General features: G+C 44.9%; 12 protein-coding genes. 1 reads left to right on the forward strand and 11 read right to left on the reverse strand.

Annotated features, from left to right (window positions below; all coding sequences use genetic code 11):
- The 8 genes from ACGCCZ_RS06005 to ACGCCZ_RS06040 all read right to left on the reverse strand — a co-directional run bounded on the left by ACGCCZ_RS06005 (position 1) and on the right by ACGCCZ_RS06040 (position 9,946).
- The gene (locus ACGCCZ_RS06005) at positions 1 to 1,851 is read right to left on the reverse strand and encodes a TasA family protein (protein ID WP_411655558.1); all 1,851 of its coding nucleotides are present in this window, start codon (positions 1,849 to 1,851) and stop codon (positions 1 to 3) included.
- A 375-nt stretch (positions 1,852 to 2,226) separates the two neighbouring features.
- Positions 2,227 to 4,146, reverse strand: coding sequence for an ABC transporter ATP-binding protein (locus ACGCCZ_RS06010; RefSeq protein ID WP_411655559.1), 1,920 nt, complete (start codon positions 4,144 to 4,146; stop codon positions 2,227 to 2,229).
- Complete coding sequence (locus ACGCCZ_RS06015; RefSeq protein ID WP_411655560.1) at positions 4,143 to 4,697, reverse strand: ATP-binding cassette domain-containing protein; 555 nt, start codon at positions 4,695 to 4,697, stop codon at positions 4,143 to 4,145. The genes ACGCCZ_RS06010 and ACGCCZ_RS06015 overlap by 4 nt, the downstream gene beginning before the upstream one ends.
- A 17-nt stretch (positions 4,698 to 4,714) precedes the next feature.
- On the reverse strand, positions 4,715 to 6,361 hold the full coding sequence (locus ACGCCZ_RS06020) for an ABC transporter transmembrane domain-containing protein (protein WP_411655561.1): 1,647 nt from the start codon (positions 6,359 to 6,361) through the stop codon (positions 4,715 to 4,717).
- On the reverse strand, positions 6,358 to 6,759 hold the full coding sequence (locus tag ACGCCZ_RS06025) for a MarR family winged helix-turn-helix transcriptional regulator (protein ID WP_158089005.1): 402 nt from the start codon (positions 6,757 to 6,759) through the stop codon (positions 6,358 to 6,360). The genes ACGCCZ_RS06020 and ACGCCZ_RS06025 overlap by 4 nt, the downstream gene beginning before the upstream one ends.
- A gap of 386 nt (positions 6,760 to 7,145) precedes the next feature.
- Positions 7,146 to 7,682, reverse strand: a complete 537-nt coding sequence (locus tag ACGCCZ_RS06030; RefSeq protein ID WP_054324591.1) for an HdeD family acid-resistance protein — start codon at positions 7,680 to 7,682, stop codon at positions 7,146 to 7,148.
- A 355-nt stretch (positions 7,683 to 8,037) separates the two neighbouring features.
- Positions 8,038 to 8,868: an Mrp/NBP35 family ATP-binding protein gene (locus ACGCCZ_RS06035; RefSeq protein ID WP_085533341.1), complete on the reverse strand. Its 831-nt coding sequence runs from the start codon at positions 8,866 to 8,868 to the stop codon at positions 8,038 to 8,040.
- Positions 8,869 to 8,986: 118 nt separating this feature from the next.
- Positions 8,987 to 9,946, reverse strand: coding sequence for an NAD(P)H-dependent glycerol-3-phosphate dehydrogenase (locus ACGCCZ_RS06040; RefSeq protein WP_054324592.1), 960 nt, complete (start codon positions 9,944 to 9,946; stop codon positions 8,987 to 8,989).
- Between the two features lie 327 nt (positions 9,947 to 10,273).
- Between ACGCCZ_RS06040 and ACGCCZ_RS06045 the strand changes: the two genes are divergently transcribed.
- Positions 10,274 to 10,735, forward strand: coding sequence for a hypothetical protein (locus ACGCCZ_RS06045; protein ID WP_411655562.1), 462 nt, complete (start codon positions 10,274 to 10,276; stop codon positions 10,733 to 10,735).
- An 11-nt stretch (positions 10,736 to 10,746) separates the two neighbouring features.
- Here ACGCCZ_RS06045 and ACGCCZ_RS06050 read toward each other — a convergent pair whose 3' ends face one another.
- The 3 genes from ACGCCZ_RS06050 to ACGCCZ_RS06060 form a co-directional block, all read right to left on the reverse strand.
- On the reverse strand, positions 10,747 to 12,270 hold the full coding sequence (locus ACGCCZ_RS06050) for a sensor histidine kinase (RefSeq protein WP_411655563.1): 1,524 nt from the start codon (positions 12,268 to 12,270) through the stop codon (positions 10,747 to 10,749).
- Complete coding sequence (locus ACGCCZ_RS06055) at positions 12,260 to 12,940, reverse strand: response regulator transcription factor (RefSeq protein WP_411655564.1); 681 nt, start codon at positions 12,938 to 12,940, stop codon at positions 12,260 to 12,262. The genes ACGCCZ_RS06050 and ACGCCZ_RS06055 overlap by 11 nt, the downstream gene beginning before the upstream one ends.
- A gap of 918 nt (positions 12,941 to 13,858) precedes the next feature.
- Complete coding sequence (locus tag ACGCCZ_RS06060) at positions 13,859 to 14,059, reverse strand: hypothetical protein (RefSeq protein WP_054324767.1); 201 nt, start codon at positions 14,057 to 14,059, stop codon at positions 13,859 to 13,861.
- Between the last annotated feature and the right edge of the window lie 14 nt (positions 14,060 to 14,073).

The raw sequence follows: 14,073 nt of genomic DNA on the forward strand, positions 1-14,073 counted from the left end.
TTATTCGATCGTACCTATATTCAGGCAAACGTCCAAACCATTTTTGTAGTTTTCCCCCACTGGAGCTGAAACAATGGGCGTTTCCTGTGTCCCTCCAACAGTTTTTGTATTTCGAATGGTTCCTGTATTCATGGTAACCAAGCCCGCATTATATGTACTGCCTCTTACATTGGCGCCGCTTTCTGGAGCAGATACCTGACAGTTTTCAATCAATCCCGCGTTGAAGCAAGCCAAGCCTCCATTGTTGAAGAACATGTTAATATCATCATAAAGCGCTAAAATAATGTCTTCGTCACTTAAATCCGGATTGATTTTCCCCTGGAAGGTTGTATTCCGAATAGCCGCTCCTGCGGTATTTTGGAAAACAATTCCGCCAAAATCGATATTCTTCCCTTTATTTTGCTCGTTTGCCTCCAACACACCGTTGATCGTGCCGTAAGAAATACAATCCTCAATTGTACCGCCATTGATTGCTGCAATCGTACCGCAATTGTTTCCTGTGGTATAAATCACGCTATCTGACGCAATGGTGAGGTTTTTCAAAGTGCCTGTATTTGTGGCCAACAGGCCTAAATGATCTCCGCCGTGGATCGTGTAACTTACGGAATGCTTAACACCCTGATATTCCCCATTCAAGCTGCCGCTGAAGGATTCAATCGGCGTATACTCACCCAAGGTGATGTCTGCGCCCAGAACGAAGTGCTTGTCGCTGTAGTTTCGGATTTTATTGAACTGCTCCGCATTCATAATCAGGAAAGGATTCTCCTCGGAACCATCGCCTCCTGCAAAATCCGTGTTTATTTTTTCCACCAAGAATGTAATACTTTCGGGATTTACACCTTCGCTGTTAACAGTAACCTGCTGGGCCTTCTGTCCCTCTACAAACTGATAACCTTCCGGAGCAGTCAAATCTCCCGTAGAAACATCATATACCTTCTGCTCTGTACCGAGCTCATATTCAATTGGCGTAAACGTAGCTTCTGCGTCCTGTGGATCGGAAAAATGAATGGTTACCGTATAGGGATCTGCCGCAGGAGTAGAACTGCTGCCGCCTTCATCTGGATTTCCACCTTCATCTGTATCCACTTGATAGGCATTCAGAGTCAGTAACCCATGATAGTGTTTCCCCTGATAGAGATTGTCCACGGTTTCTGGCAGATATCCCGCGAGGACATATGTCGCATTTTCCCCGGCTGGAATCACCGCGGTGGTATATGTATGATACTCTGTACCGGCATTCTTTGCCTTTTGTCCGGTGGGGTTCGCTTTGGAATCATCATAGAGCTTATTCAGATTCACATTCTCAATTTTTGTCCAACCATCGGCAGTATGTTTGTAAACAAAAATTTTGAGAACATCCTGAAGCTTATTCTCACAAACCGGTTGATCTGGCGTCGAGGGAGTCATTGTACCATTTGCCAGATCTTCTGGTTCAAACTGTGCCTCCCCTTCTTTACAGGCGGCGCCTAAGTCCATAGAGAGCTGAACCTTCGTGGGCAATGTTCCACGATTTTGAATGGTGACCGGCTTAAAATATGCCGGGATATTCTCCTCTGGATAGTTCTCTGGGTTTTGACTGTTGTTGGTCAGCGCATTGTCTCCACCGTCGCTGACAAATTCTTTATAAAAATTTTCGTACAGCATCGGGCGTAGATTTTTGAATTCCATCGGCTCAGTGGTTGTAAATCCGTCATCGCCCGGATTGACCTCAATGTCCAAAATACCAGCCTCGAAATTGCCGCTTACTTTTTCGGTATCCGTAAACCATGCCATTGTACCGCCCATCAACAGGCTGAGCACCAATAATACCGAAATGGCTGAAAGAATGACTCTGCTTCGTTTCGCTTTCATTTCTTCTGCACCTCCGTGTTTGGGACAGATTCTAATTTCTGTCCATTAAATCCTCAATATAAGACTATAATCTGTGAACTCTGCCTATTCTCAGATCACCCTAATTATAAGCATTTGAGAATCGTATTTATAGACATATTTCCTCTGATTATTTTTATATTTTATGATTCTTTTATATTGGAATTAGATATATAGTTAATCCATAACAATTTATAAAATGCTATAATTAATTTTATATTGGCTCTATATAAGTGAAAAATATGTACTTCCCAGAATTTTTTAAAAATGGCCAGCAGTCCTCTGAGCAAACAAAAAGCGTCAAGCTACTATAGTAACTTGACGCTCTTGATCGATTTGGCCCTATTCCTTTTTCATTTATGTGGCAGGCTGTAAACGGACAGGTGATGTGGAAGCCTTTTCAAATTGGCTATTATAAAGGTTGGCATAGAAACCATTCTTCTTCATCAGTTCTTCATGGGTTCCCTGCTCCACAATATCGCCATCCTTCATACACAGAATCAGATCTGCGTCCCGAATGGTGGACAACCGATGTGCAATGACAAAGCTGGTGCGCCCTTTCATCAAATTGTCCATAGCCTTTTGAATCAATACTTCCGTACGTGTATCGACCGAACTGGTAGCTTCATCCAGAATCAAAATCTTGGGATCCGAGAGAATTGCACGCGCAATGGTCAAAAGTTGTTTTTGCCCCTGTGAGACATTGCTTGCCTCCTCGTTGAGCACCATATCATAGGCGCCCGGCAGGGTGCGTACAAAATGGTGTACCTGTGCGGCTTTTGCCGCTGCAATCACATCATCATCATCGGCGTCCAATCTTCCGTAACGGATATTCTCCCGTATGGTTCCATTATACAACCAGGTATCCTGCAAAACCATGCCAAATACCGAGCGAAGTTCCTGGCGCGAGAAATTGCGGATGTCATAGCCATCGATCAAAATGGCGCCTTCATTCACATCATAGAAACGCATCAAAAGCTTGACCATCGTGGTCTTTCCCGCGCCTGTCGGTCCGACAATCGCCACTTTTTGCCCGGGCTGAATACTGGCACAAAAATCATGGATAATGGTCTTACTGGGGTTATAGCCAAACTTGACATGTGCAAATTGTACGCTCCCCTTAATATGAACCAACGTATCTGTATCCGGCAGAGTATCATCGTTATTGATGTGTACCACGGGTGTATCAGGGGTCTCCTCCGATTCTGCAAGGAATTCAAATACACGCTCCGCCGCGGCTGCGGTCTGTTGAAGAATGTTGCTGATATTGGCAATTTGTGTGATCGGTTGAGTAAACTGACGTACATACTGAATGAATGCCTGGATTCCGCCGACATCTAACCGGCCACCAGCAGCCAACCACCCACCTACAATGCAAACGGCTACATAGCCTACATTTGCCACAAAGTTCATCACCGGTTGCATCAGCCCGGAGAGAAACTGCGATTTCCATGCCGATTTATATAGCGTTTCATTGTATTGGTCAAACTGCTGCATGGAGGCCTCTTCGCCGTTGAATGCCTTCATCACGGTATGTCCTCCGTACATCTCTTCTACATGGCCGTTCACATGCCCCAGATATTCCTGTTGCGCTGCAAAATATTTCTGGGAATGTTTCACAATGATGAGAATAAATACCAATGAAACCGGAATCACGCACAAGGCAACTAGCGTCAGCTGCCAACTGATCGAGAACATCATGGCAATGATACCAACTACCATGGTAACAGAGGTGATAATTTGCGTGATGCTCTGATTTAAAGTTTGGCTCAATGTATCAATATCGTTTGTCACACGCGAGAGTACCTCTCCATGGCTGGTGGTATCGAAATAATTCAATGGCATGCGGTTGATCTTCTTCATAATGTCGTTGCGCAAATGATATGTCACCCGCATCGATACGCCGGTCATAATCCATCCTTGGAGATAGGAGAACACCAAACTGACGAGATACAATCCCAACAGGAAAAGAAGGATCTGTGCGATACGCCCAAAATCAATTCCTGTTCCTGTACCGGCAATCTTTCCCATAATTCCATTAAAAATTTCGGTGGTTGCGTTGCCCAAAACCTTAGGCCCTACAATGGTGAAGATGGTGGAAAGCATGGCGGTTCCCATCACCAAAAAAATCCGAAATTTATACTTTCCGAGGTATTGCAGCAGCTTTTTCATACTGCCCTTAAAATCCTTTGCTTTCTCCACGGGGCCGCGCACCGGACCACGCCCGCCCAAAGGGCCACGCTTGCGCGGAGTAGATCCGCTTGTCGGATTGCTCATGCCAATTCCTCCTCTGAAAGCTGCGACCGGGCGATCTCTTGATAGGTCTTACAGGACTGCATCAACTCATGATGCGTCCCTTTTCCAACGATCTTCCCGTCGTCCAACACAATGATTTGTTCTGCGTCCATGATGGTACTGACGCGCTGGGCGACGATCAAAACGGTCGCGTCGCCAGTATCCTGTTTTAAAGCATGACGCAAAGTGGCATCCGTCTTAAAGTCCAGCGCAGAAAAACTGTCGTCAAAAATATAGATAGGCGCCTTTTTCGTCAATGCGCGTGCAATCGAAAGACGTTGTTTTTGCCCACCGGAGACATTCGTGCCTCCTTGAGAAATATCGGTTTCCATCCCGTCCGGCATCCGGCGAATAAATTCCGTCGCCTGAGCCACATCCGCGGAGTGACGGATGTCCTCATCCGTCGCATTTGGGGAACCATAACGCAGATTGGAAGCAATATTTCCAGAAAAAAGCACTCCCTTTTGCGGCACATACCCGATATACTCCCGTAATTCATGCTGCGGGATTTTTCGAATGTCAACACCGTCCAACAGGATTTTGCCCGCCGTTACATCGTAGAAACGGGGATCAAGTTAATCAACGTAGACTTTCCAGACCCTGTAGAGCCAATGAACGCTGTTGTCTGTCCTGGAAGCGCCGTGAAATGAATGTCCTGCAATACATCATCCTCCGCTTGATTGTAGCGGAAACACACATCTCGAAATTCGATCTTACCAGAGGGCCGCCCATTCAAATGGATCGGTTGTTCTGCGTCCCGGACGGCTGGTTCTGTGTGGAGTACCTCCGCAATGCGTTCTGCGGAAACCGACGCGCGAGGCACCAAGATAAACATCATAGAGATCATCAAGAACGCCATAATCACCTGCATTGCATATTGCATGAAAGCCATCATATCGCCCACCTGCATCATGGATTGCTCAATCTGTTGACTGCCAACCCATACCACCAAAAGGGAAATGCTGTTCATCATAAACATCATGGCTGGCATCATAAAGACCACTACACGGTTGACGAATAGATTTGTCTTGGTTAAATCGCGATTTGCCTGTTCAAAACGATTTTCCTCGAAGGATTGCGTCCCAAACGCCCGAATGACCATCATACCGCTCAGGTTTTCTCGGGTAACTAAATTGAGCTTATCAACCAGCTTCTGAACAACCTTAAAACGTGGGGTCACAATGGAGAAGATCACCACCACAAGGCCAATCAGAATCACTACACCCAGGGCAATAATCCAACTCATAGATACACTTTTGTCAAGTGCCATCACGATGCCGCCAATTCCGGTAATAGGCGCAAGGCAGATCATCCGCAGGCCAATCACAAGCAGCATCTGTACCTGCGTGATGTCATTCGTAGTCCTTGTAATCAGAGAAGCCGTAGAGAAACGATCAAACTCCTCGTTTGAAAAATGTTCCACCTTTTGAAACACGTCGTGCCGAAGATGTTTCGCTGTTCCCGCTGCAATGCGTGACGCCAATAGTCCCACACAGATCGTAGCAGCAGCGCCAACTAGCGTGAGAAGAAGCATCAAAAGACCGGTTCGTAAAATATAATCGCTTTGAATCTTTCCGACATCGACTCCTAATTCCTGATAAAACGCTTTTGTCATAGCAATTCCCATCTGGCGATTGGTCGAATCGTCCGAGAGCCCTGCCTGTTCCCATGCCTGTTGAAGAACCTCTTTTGGAATTTGTTCAAACATCGGAGCGGCCGAGTAAAGCTGATGAAGATCTATATTCTCCAGATCTGCCTTAACTGCTGTTGTTTGTTCGCCTGCAACGGCTTTCATTGCGTTGGCAATTGTTGCCACCCCACGGCTATATGCATCTGCTGTTGCCTCCAACTCCGGATCATCCAGCGTATTTTGCACATAAATGTCGGTATTTTGCAGGGCCGGATATGAGTCCAAATATGCGGCAGCCTCTGCACTGTCTACAGCAACCAAATGATAACTTTGTTCCATCTGCAAACGGGCCGTTTCATCCATAAACTGTTGCAAAAAAGAAAACCCATCTGCACCGATTGCCTTCGGCGCCGGGTCCTCTATACCACCCTGCTGAATTCCCACATTCACTATGTTCGACATCATGTTGGGCAAATTCAGGTCACACATAGCCTGTCCAAATAGAAGTACCACACACGCAATGATCGGCCCAATGTAGGGCTTTAGATACTTTGCGAGTTTTCTCATGAATCGGATTCATCCTTTCCTATTTGATTTCGTTCTTCTTTAAGCGTTGTCAAAATATCGAAAAGTTGGGACGACAATTCCAACAACCGGTTGAGATTTTCTTCTCCCATCCGACGCTCCGCTTCATCGGCCAAGGAAAAAATCTCTCTTCGCGCATGTTCCAAAAGTTCATATCCTTTAGGAGTCAAACAAACATACACAGCACGACGGTCACACTTGGTCATGCTCCGTACAATCAACCCTTTGCCCTCCAAAGAATTGAGCATCTGCGACACTGCCGGCATCGACATGTTTGTCCGCCGGCTGATCTCAGTGATGCGAACACCGTCCGTCCCGCCCATTTCGCCTTGCAGTCTACCGCAGGCTGCAATTTTATGCAGCATAAAAAAGGCGGTCATCGGCAAGCCATCCCTCTGCGCAAAAAGCGGTTTTATACATTTATAGCGCCAAAACAACTCCAATATTTTTTTCCCGCTGTGCGACTCCCAATCCTCATACCCTACCATAGCCCTGTGTTTTCCCTTCCTTATATTTTTGTTTCTAAATAGTTAAGTATATTAATATTATATAAGGCCATCAAACTTTGTCAAGGCGAAGTTTGCAATCTTCACAAATTCTTAATACTCTTTTCGTGCAATATTTCTATTCTCAATCCTTAGATTTCGTATTTTGTCCTTTCTGGTCAGGTTTTCCAGATGGACCCATTTCTATCAAAAATACGGAATACAAAAAGCCTCCGCTTTAAAGCGAAGGCTTTCCAATTTAACCTTAAATAGGTTGCATCTTATTCCATTTTGAGGTGACTCTCAAACCACCACATAAACAGAGCTGCAGCACCCTGCACCAGAAATACCAAACCCATGGTAATCCCAATGATTTGAATCGCAATTACTGGACGGATAAACGAGATGAACCCCAAAAGAATAGAAGCCACACCGACCAGCGTCATCCAATACCAGCCCTTTACGCCAAATCGTTTGATTTCCAGGGAATCCACTGTTCGTGTGACTCCGGAAAACACCGTCCAAAGGCCAAAGATATAGGGAATTACATTAATTGTAACCACCTGATCGCACAAGACAAACAAGCCCAAAAGTATCGTAAGGATTCCCTCCGCCAAAAGCCACCCCGCACCATACAGGTTGCGGAAACAAAAAATATAAATCACAATACTGAGCGCGCCAGAAATGAACATCGCCAAACCAAAAACAATGGTTAACGACAATAAAATAGACGACGGCGCTACAATCGCCAGTACTCCGGCAAAAATCAATAAAATACCGGAAATAAGCCATAAAGTTTTAGAAACACCTGGTTTCATTCTATAGATCCCCCTCTTTACGTCGCGAAATTTCATTTTACTGAAATGAAAACTGAAAATCCTATCTCCTGCAAACAAATTTATCTCTTTCTCATATCCGGAACGCTGGCCTCGAATGGGCCTTTAAAAGATCTTCTGCTACGTATTTTCTATAGCTGTCTCATTTTCAAAAATATAGTTTATTATACCCCTTGTGAACCGAAAAAGAAACAATAATTTCCTTATTTTAACAAGTTGCAATTTACTTTTAGTATTATTTTAAATAAAAAATACATCCTGTTGCGCAAATTACATTATCCACGCAACAGGATGCCCATTTTTTGACAGCCTAATGATTTAAAGTGGTTTCAAAAATTCAGAGTTGTTCCACCGCATCCGCTGCGGTGTTCAGGCAATCGGTATTGACCAGTTCCGCCAAACCCGCGTCATAATTCTTAGCAATTTCCGGATCGATCGGCACCCTGCCCAAAACTTTTAAATTGAACTGCTGTGCCGTTTGCTCTACATGGCTTTCTCCAAACACCTTGATCTCTCGGCCGCAGTCCGGGCACTTGACATAACTCATATTCTCTACCACACCAATGATCGGTACATTCATCATCTTGGCCATATTAACTGCCTTCGCAACGATCATAGAAACCAGTTCCTGCGGAGAGGTGACGATTACAATTCCATCCAACGGAATGCTTTGGAAAACAGTCAGTGGAACATCGCCAGTCCCCGGAGGCATATCCACAAACATATAATCGACATCTTCCCAGATCACATCCGTCCAGAATTGTTTTACTGTATTGGCAATGATGGGCCCACGCCATACCACTGGTGCTGTTTCGTCGTCCAGCAAGAGGTTGACCGACATAATATCAATCCCCGTCTTGGTACGTGCCGGCAGAATGCCAAATTCGCTGCCCATGGCCTTCTGATGAATCCCAAATGCTTTTGGAATGGAAGGACCGGTAATATCTGCATCCAGCACCGCAGTATGCGCTCCCCGACGGTTCAACAACACGGCGAGCATGGACGTAACCATACTTTTGCCCACACCGCCTTTTCCGCTGACGACACCGATAACCTTTTTAATATGGCTCATCGCATTCGGTTTTTCCAAAAAATCCGCAGGATTTGCCTCTCTGGAGGGGCAATTTTCCCCACAACTGCTGCAATCGTGCGTACAATTTTCACTCATACAGATTCTCCTTTGTCTATCCGCTGCCGCGCAACGGAAAAATTCGCCCGTTTTGATACGGGCGCTCTTTTATTGTAATAATATATACCAAATTTGTCAACGAAACCAAGGAGCTCAGCTAAAATTCTTTCTTTAAGCTGCGCATAAAGAGGTCCAATAACACTTGATCCGGATCTTCGCCACAGTTGACAACCGCATTTACAGCCCGGCAGATGGGCATCTCCACGCCATATAGATCACACAATCGCAACAAAGCCGTCGTTGTTGCCACACCTTCTGCCAACTCCCCGTATGGTTCTCCACGAACGAACGCCTCGCCAAAACGCCGATTATGGCTGTACTCCGAAAAGACAGTTGCCTGATAATCCCCCAAATGGCTCAATCCATAGGCGGTGATCTCATTTCCCCCCATCGCTTTAATCAGACGCGCCACCTCCCGTGTACCACGGGCCATCAGAGCTCCTTTCAACGCGGTCTTATTTTTTCCATCCAACATCCCCGCCGCGATACCGATCACATTCTTCGCCGCTGCTCCCACTTCATTGCCGATCAGATCACTACCATAATAAAATCGAATCAGATCGCTTGAAAAAGCCTTTATCAACATTTCTTTTGCCTCTTGGCTACGGCTATCAATCACCATGCAATTGGGAATGCCTGCCGTAAAGTCCTGTACATGTCCCGGTCCCACCCAGATGGAAACCGTCGCCGTCTTGGGCACGTATTCATTCACGACTTGTGTCAAGCGTTTCCCCGTAGTTGCTTCAATTCCTTTCATACAAAGCACAATCGCCTTATCGTTGAGATCAAATATAGACATTTGTTGCATTAAGGTCCGCAAGCTCTGGGCTCCAATCGAAATCACTAGGATCTTTGCATGCTGAATCGCCTCTCCAAGGTCGCTGGTCAACTTGATGGTATCCCCTAATTGTACGAGACCGTTGGTGCGGGTCTCATACAGACTCTTCATCCGTTTGGACTCATCCCGTCCATAAAGAATCACCTGATGCTGCAAGCGGTCCGCATACCATGCCAAAAAACTTCCCCATCGACCGCAACCAATTATCGATATGTTCATACCTGCGATACAAGCGCCAAAACGACTTGTACCCTCCTCCTCTCCAAAAGTAAATCAAACGTCCACGATAACAACGCAAATTGTGAAGGTTCGATTATATAATATTTGTATTATATATTCATCATTATACAATAAGTATTAAACAAACACCTACTCACTAGCAAAAAGCAGTTGATTCTACTTTTACGATAACCTTTTCGCTTCCAACTTTACTTCCTTGCAGTATACTTTACCAAACCCCGTCTTTACTTACAACGTAAAATTTCAATAACGTCGGAAATAGCGAATTGAAAAAATCCCCGCAGGCTTCCACAGCCTCTTATCTGGATGTTTCAATGCTCTCTCAGCCGTCGAGAATCTCTGGTTTCCGCTTACGGCGTGAGGTTATCTATAACATCCAAAATAACGAATGGAAAAAATCCCCGCAAGGCTTCCACGGCCTCTTATCTGGATGTTTCAATGCTCTCTCAGCCGTCGGAAATCTCTGATTTCCGCTTACGGCGTGAGGTTATCTATAACATCCAAAATAACGAATTGAAAAATACTCCCCACATGGTTTCCACAGCCTCTTATCTGGATGTTTCAATGCTCTCTCAGCCGTCGGAAATCTTTGATTTCCGCTTACGGCGTGAGGTTATCTATAACATCCAAAAGAACGAATTGAAAAATATTCCCCACATGGTTTCCACAGCCTCTTATCTGGATGTTTCAATGCTCTCTCAGCCGTCGGAAATCTTTGATTTCCGCTTACGGCGTGAGGTTATTATAACACATCCCCCACAAAAATAGGACAAACCGTCTCACATAAACGGCGAGGTAGTCGATACAGAATTGTTTTGCTCGTCCTGAATGTCCAGTTCAAACCAAAACGTACTTCCAACCCCCTGTTCACTCTGCACACCATACGCTCCACCATGCATGTCCAATATGGTTTTGACAATCGAAAGTCCCAATCCGGTCCCCACTTGTGCGCGCTTATGTGCCTTATCCACCTTGTAATAACGTTCCCAAATGTCCTTGAGCTTGTCCTGGTCGATCCCCTCTCCAGTATCTCGTACCTCAATGCGCACTTTTCCATCGTGTTCTGACTGCTTCAAGCGCACCACTTTGTCCTCACCTGTATAAGTAATCGCATTATTTACCAGATTATAAACTACCTGAGAGATTTTCAATTCATCTGCATAGACAGTCACATCACGATCCGCTGTAAATCGGATATCATAGTCTGTCAACTTATTGTATCGTCCCAAAATATCGCGTACGCTCTCCGTTAGATCGAAAAAGCTGGGCGATAACTTCTGTGCACCGGACTGCATTTTACTCAAGTCAAGCATATCGTTCACCAGCGTTGTCAATCGATTAGCCTCATCAATGATAACCTGAACATTTTCCGGCGTGTTTTCCCCGGGAAGGTCCCGCATGACTTCGCTATACCCGGTAATCATTGTAAGCGGTGTACGAAGATCGTGAGAAACATTGGCGATCAAGTCGCGCCGGAGTGTTTCCACCTTAGAGAGTTCTTTTGCTGCATAGTTGAGCGTCGCACCCAATTCTGCAATCTCCCGATAGCCATCCTCTTCAAAACGCACATCATAATTTCCCTGGGCCAATACTTTTGCAGAAGAATTAATTTTGATGATGGGACCAGAAATTCGCCGGGACAGGAATAGCGCCAAGAAGAAGGCTAAAACCAACATAATTACCGTGATCCACGTAAGCTGTATGCGTAGTGTCTGTACCGTAGAGCCGACCGGAGAAATCGTTGAATTCAGCAAAACCAATAGCCTCTTCCCATTTTCCCTCTCTGTAATAAATGTATAGATCATACTTTCCGGCGCATCAGCATCATCGGTAACCTGTTGCCGTTGCCAATTTGGTACCGTACGCATATTGTCCTGTGGAAATTGTTCAAAATAAACCCCTCCATTGCGGCGGGTAATTTCATAAATGAATGCTCGCTGAAGTCCGCTTAACCGATGAATAACACAATTTGGCACCGCATCCTCCGAATAGAACAGATCCCCGTACTCATCTGAAACAATGATACAAATTTGATTGTTTTGTGAGATATCCTGTAAAAGCGTACTCAGATCATCGGAATTGATATTGCGTTCGATGGTTTGTGCAGAATTTTTGATGTCGCTCACCTTAATAAACTTATAAAAACTACCGAGGAACATAATCTGAAAAACCCACAACATCACCAAAATGATGGCGGCAAAAGCCGCAAAACCGGAAAACAGTCCCCATTTTATCCCAACACGATGGGGAACAAGCCCCCGGACGCGGTCTTTCAGCTGTTTGAAAAATGCTTCAAGCCTCAAACCGATAGCCCACTCCCCTCAATGTGACAATAAATTTACTGTATTGCTTAAGGCTCTTGCGCAGAAGCTTAATGTGTGTATCCAAGGTGCGGTCGTCTCCATAAAAATCATAGCCCCAGACATTTGTAATTAAATTTTCTCTGGTCAACGCAATGTTGCGATTTTTTGCAAAATAAAAAAGCAAGTCATATTCTTTGGGAGACGAATCCACCTTTTCCCCGTCAATCGTGACAATGCGGCCTGTAAAGTCGATATTTAGTCCCTCGAAACTCACCTGGTCCTTCTTTGGTTGGTCTACAGTGGGCTTTGCACGTTTCATAATAGCATTGATACGCATCATCAGTTCTTTTGGAGAAAAAGGCTTGACCACATAATCGTCGATGCCCAATTCGAAGCCGTGAATCTTGTCGTATTCTTCACCGCGTGCAGACAGCATCAACACGGGTGTTGCACTGTACTTTCGAATTTCGCGTACAGCGGAAAAGCCATCCAGTTCCGGCATCATCACATCCATAATAATCATATCAAAATCGTCCGGATGCTCGCGACAAATGTGGACAGCTTCCATCCCATCCGCCGCCTCACGAACGGTATGGCCTTCAAATTCCGCATATTTACGGATCAGCGCGCGGATCTTCTCCTCGTCGTCCACCACTAAAATACGATACATGAACACTCCTCCTTGTAATATCTGTATTTTCGCACAGATCTGTGACGGTTCTGTGATGCTTTTCGGATTTTCTTCCTCCTCATGGTACTACAATCCCCGGGAAAGGGCAAGAATCGGTTTTACAATTCTTCCCGATATACTATGTTGTAAAAAGATGTGCTGGTAAACGTCAAGTACGAATGTATTCTTTGCCGGTAGAAAAGGACGAATACAATCGAACGATAAGCGCTATAAAGCATTAACGACAGCTAAGTACATATTCGACAAAATCATAGTAGTGACAGGGATACCCTGCAATTTGGTGGGGACTGTCATTTGATATATCCCCATTACAAATAAATAAACGGATATTGGTAATAGGGATAACTGTGATCAAACGGCAGCTGTAAAATGACGGATGATTCCTCTCACTAATTGACTAATGAATATTTTTAATAGGGACAGTCTCCGCAAAAGGTAGGGTGTCCCTCTTGCTAATATACTTACAGTTATTTCTGCTTCGGGGGTTTCAAACACACGGATGTTACAACGTAGCAGATATGCAGACATGAGCATCGCAGAAATATTCCATGCGCTAAATCAAACTTCATCTATTTTTTGGTGTTATTTACTGTACGTCGGCAAAATTACTAGGGTATACGGCGAGCCCCCTACTTCGCCGCTGGACATTTTGGGGACGGCGTTCTGTCTGACAGCGAATATGCAACAGAAAGTCTATCCCCTTTTTAATCGTTTCTACCGGAGTGCAGCTTCTGAAAGTACCTCGAAAGAACATTCTTTATAAAGTGTCCATTCCCTTCTTCCAAAACAATTGTCTCTCTAAATACAAAAACAAGCCTGTCGTGAAGGCTTTTCATCATTCCACAACAGGCTTGCCATATTATTCTTTCCTTACCGGCGAAACGAGATCCAGAAGATTCACTCCCTAGCAGTCCCGTGCATAACAAAAACGGGGTAAAATGGCCAAATCAATACGTTAAACATTTTACAGCAATGATTTAACTGCCCTCTTTGCGTTTGAGAAAATTGGGCAACTTTATTTTTACTCAAGCCGCTCCACTGAATCACTTCTTCCAGTTTCATCCGAACAGAGCCAAAATCTTCATCCCGCATATCCATCATCTCTATTTCCT

It is taken from the genome of Anaeromassilibacillus sp. SJQ-1, from assembly GCF_046693725.1.
Lineage (GTDB): Bacteria > Bacillota > Clostridia > Oscillospirales > Acutalibacteraceae > Anaeromassilibacillus.

Coding starts and splice junctions, on each gene's coding strand:
- ACGCCZ_RS06010 (WP_411655559.1), bottom strand. CDS start 4,146: ATGAGCAATCCGACAAGCGGATCTACTCCGCGCAAGCGTGGCCCTTTG.
- ACGCCZ_RS06030 (WP_054324591.1), bottom strand. CDS start 7,682: ATGAAACCAGGTGTTTCTAAAACTTTATGGCTTATTTCCGGTATTTTA.
- ACGCCZ_RS06055 (WP_411655564.1), bottom strand. CDS start 12,940: ATGTATCGTATTTTAGTGGTGGACGACGAGGAGAAGATCCGCGCGCTG.
- ACGCCZ_RS06035 (WP_085533341.1), bottom strand. CDS start 8,868: ATGAGTGAAAATTGTACGCACGATTGCAGCAGTTGTGGGGAAAATTGC.
- ACGCCZ_RS06020 (WP_411655561.1), bottom strand. CDS start 6,361: ATGAGAAAACTCGCAAAGTATCTAAAGCCCTACATTGGGCCGATCATT.
- ACGCCZ_RS06040 (WP_054324592.1), bottom strand. CDS start 9,946: ATGAACATATCGATAATTGGTTGCGGTCGATGGGGAAGTTTTTTGGCA.
- ACGCCZ_RS06045 (WP_411655562.1), top strand. CDS start 10,274: ATGTTTCAATGCTCTCTCAGCCGTCGAGAATCTCTGGTTTCCGCTTAC.
- ACGCCZ_RS06005 (WP_411655558.1), bottom strand. CDS start 1,851: ATGAAAGCGAAACGAAGCAGAGTCATTCTTTCAGCCATTTCGGTATTA.
- ACGCCZ_RS06025 (WP_158089005.1), bottom strand. CDS start 6,759: ATGACCGCCTTTTTTATGCTGCATAAAATTGCAGCCTGCGGTAGACTG.
- ACGCCZ_RS06060 (WP_054324767.1), bottom strand. CDS start 14,059: ATGGATATGCGGGATGAAGATTTTGGCTCTGTTCGGATGAAACTGGAA.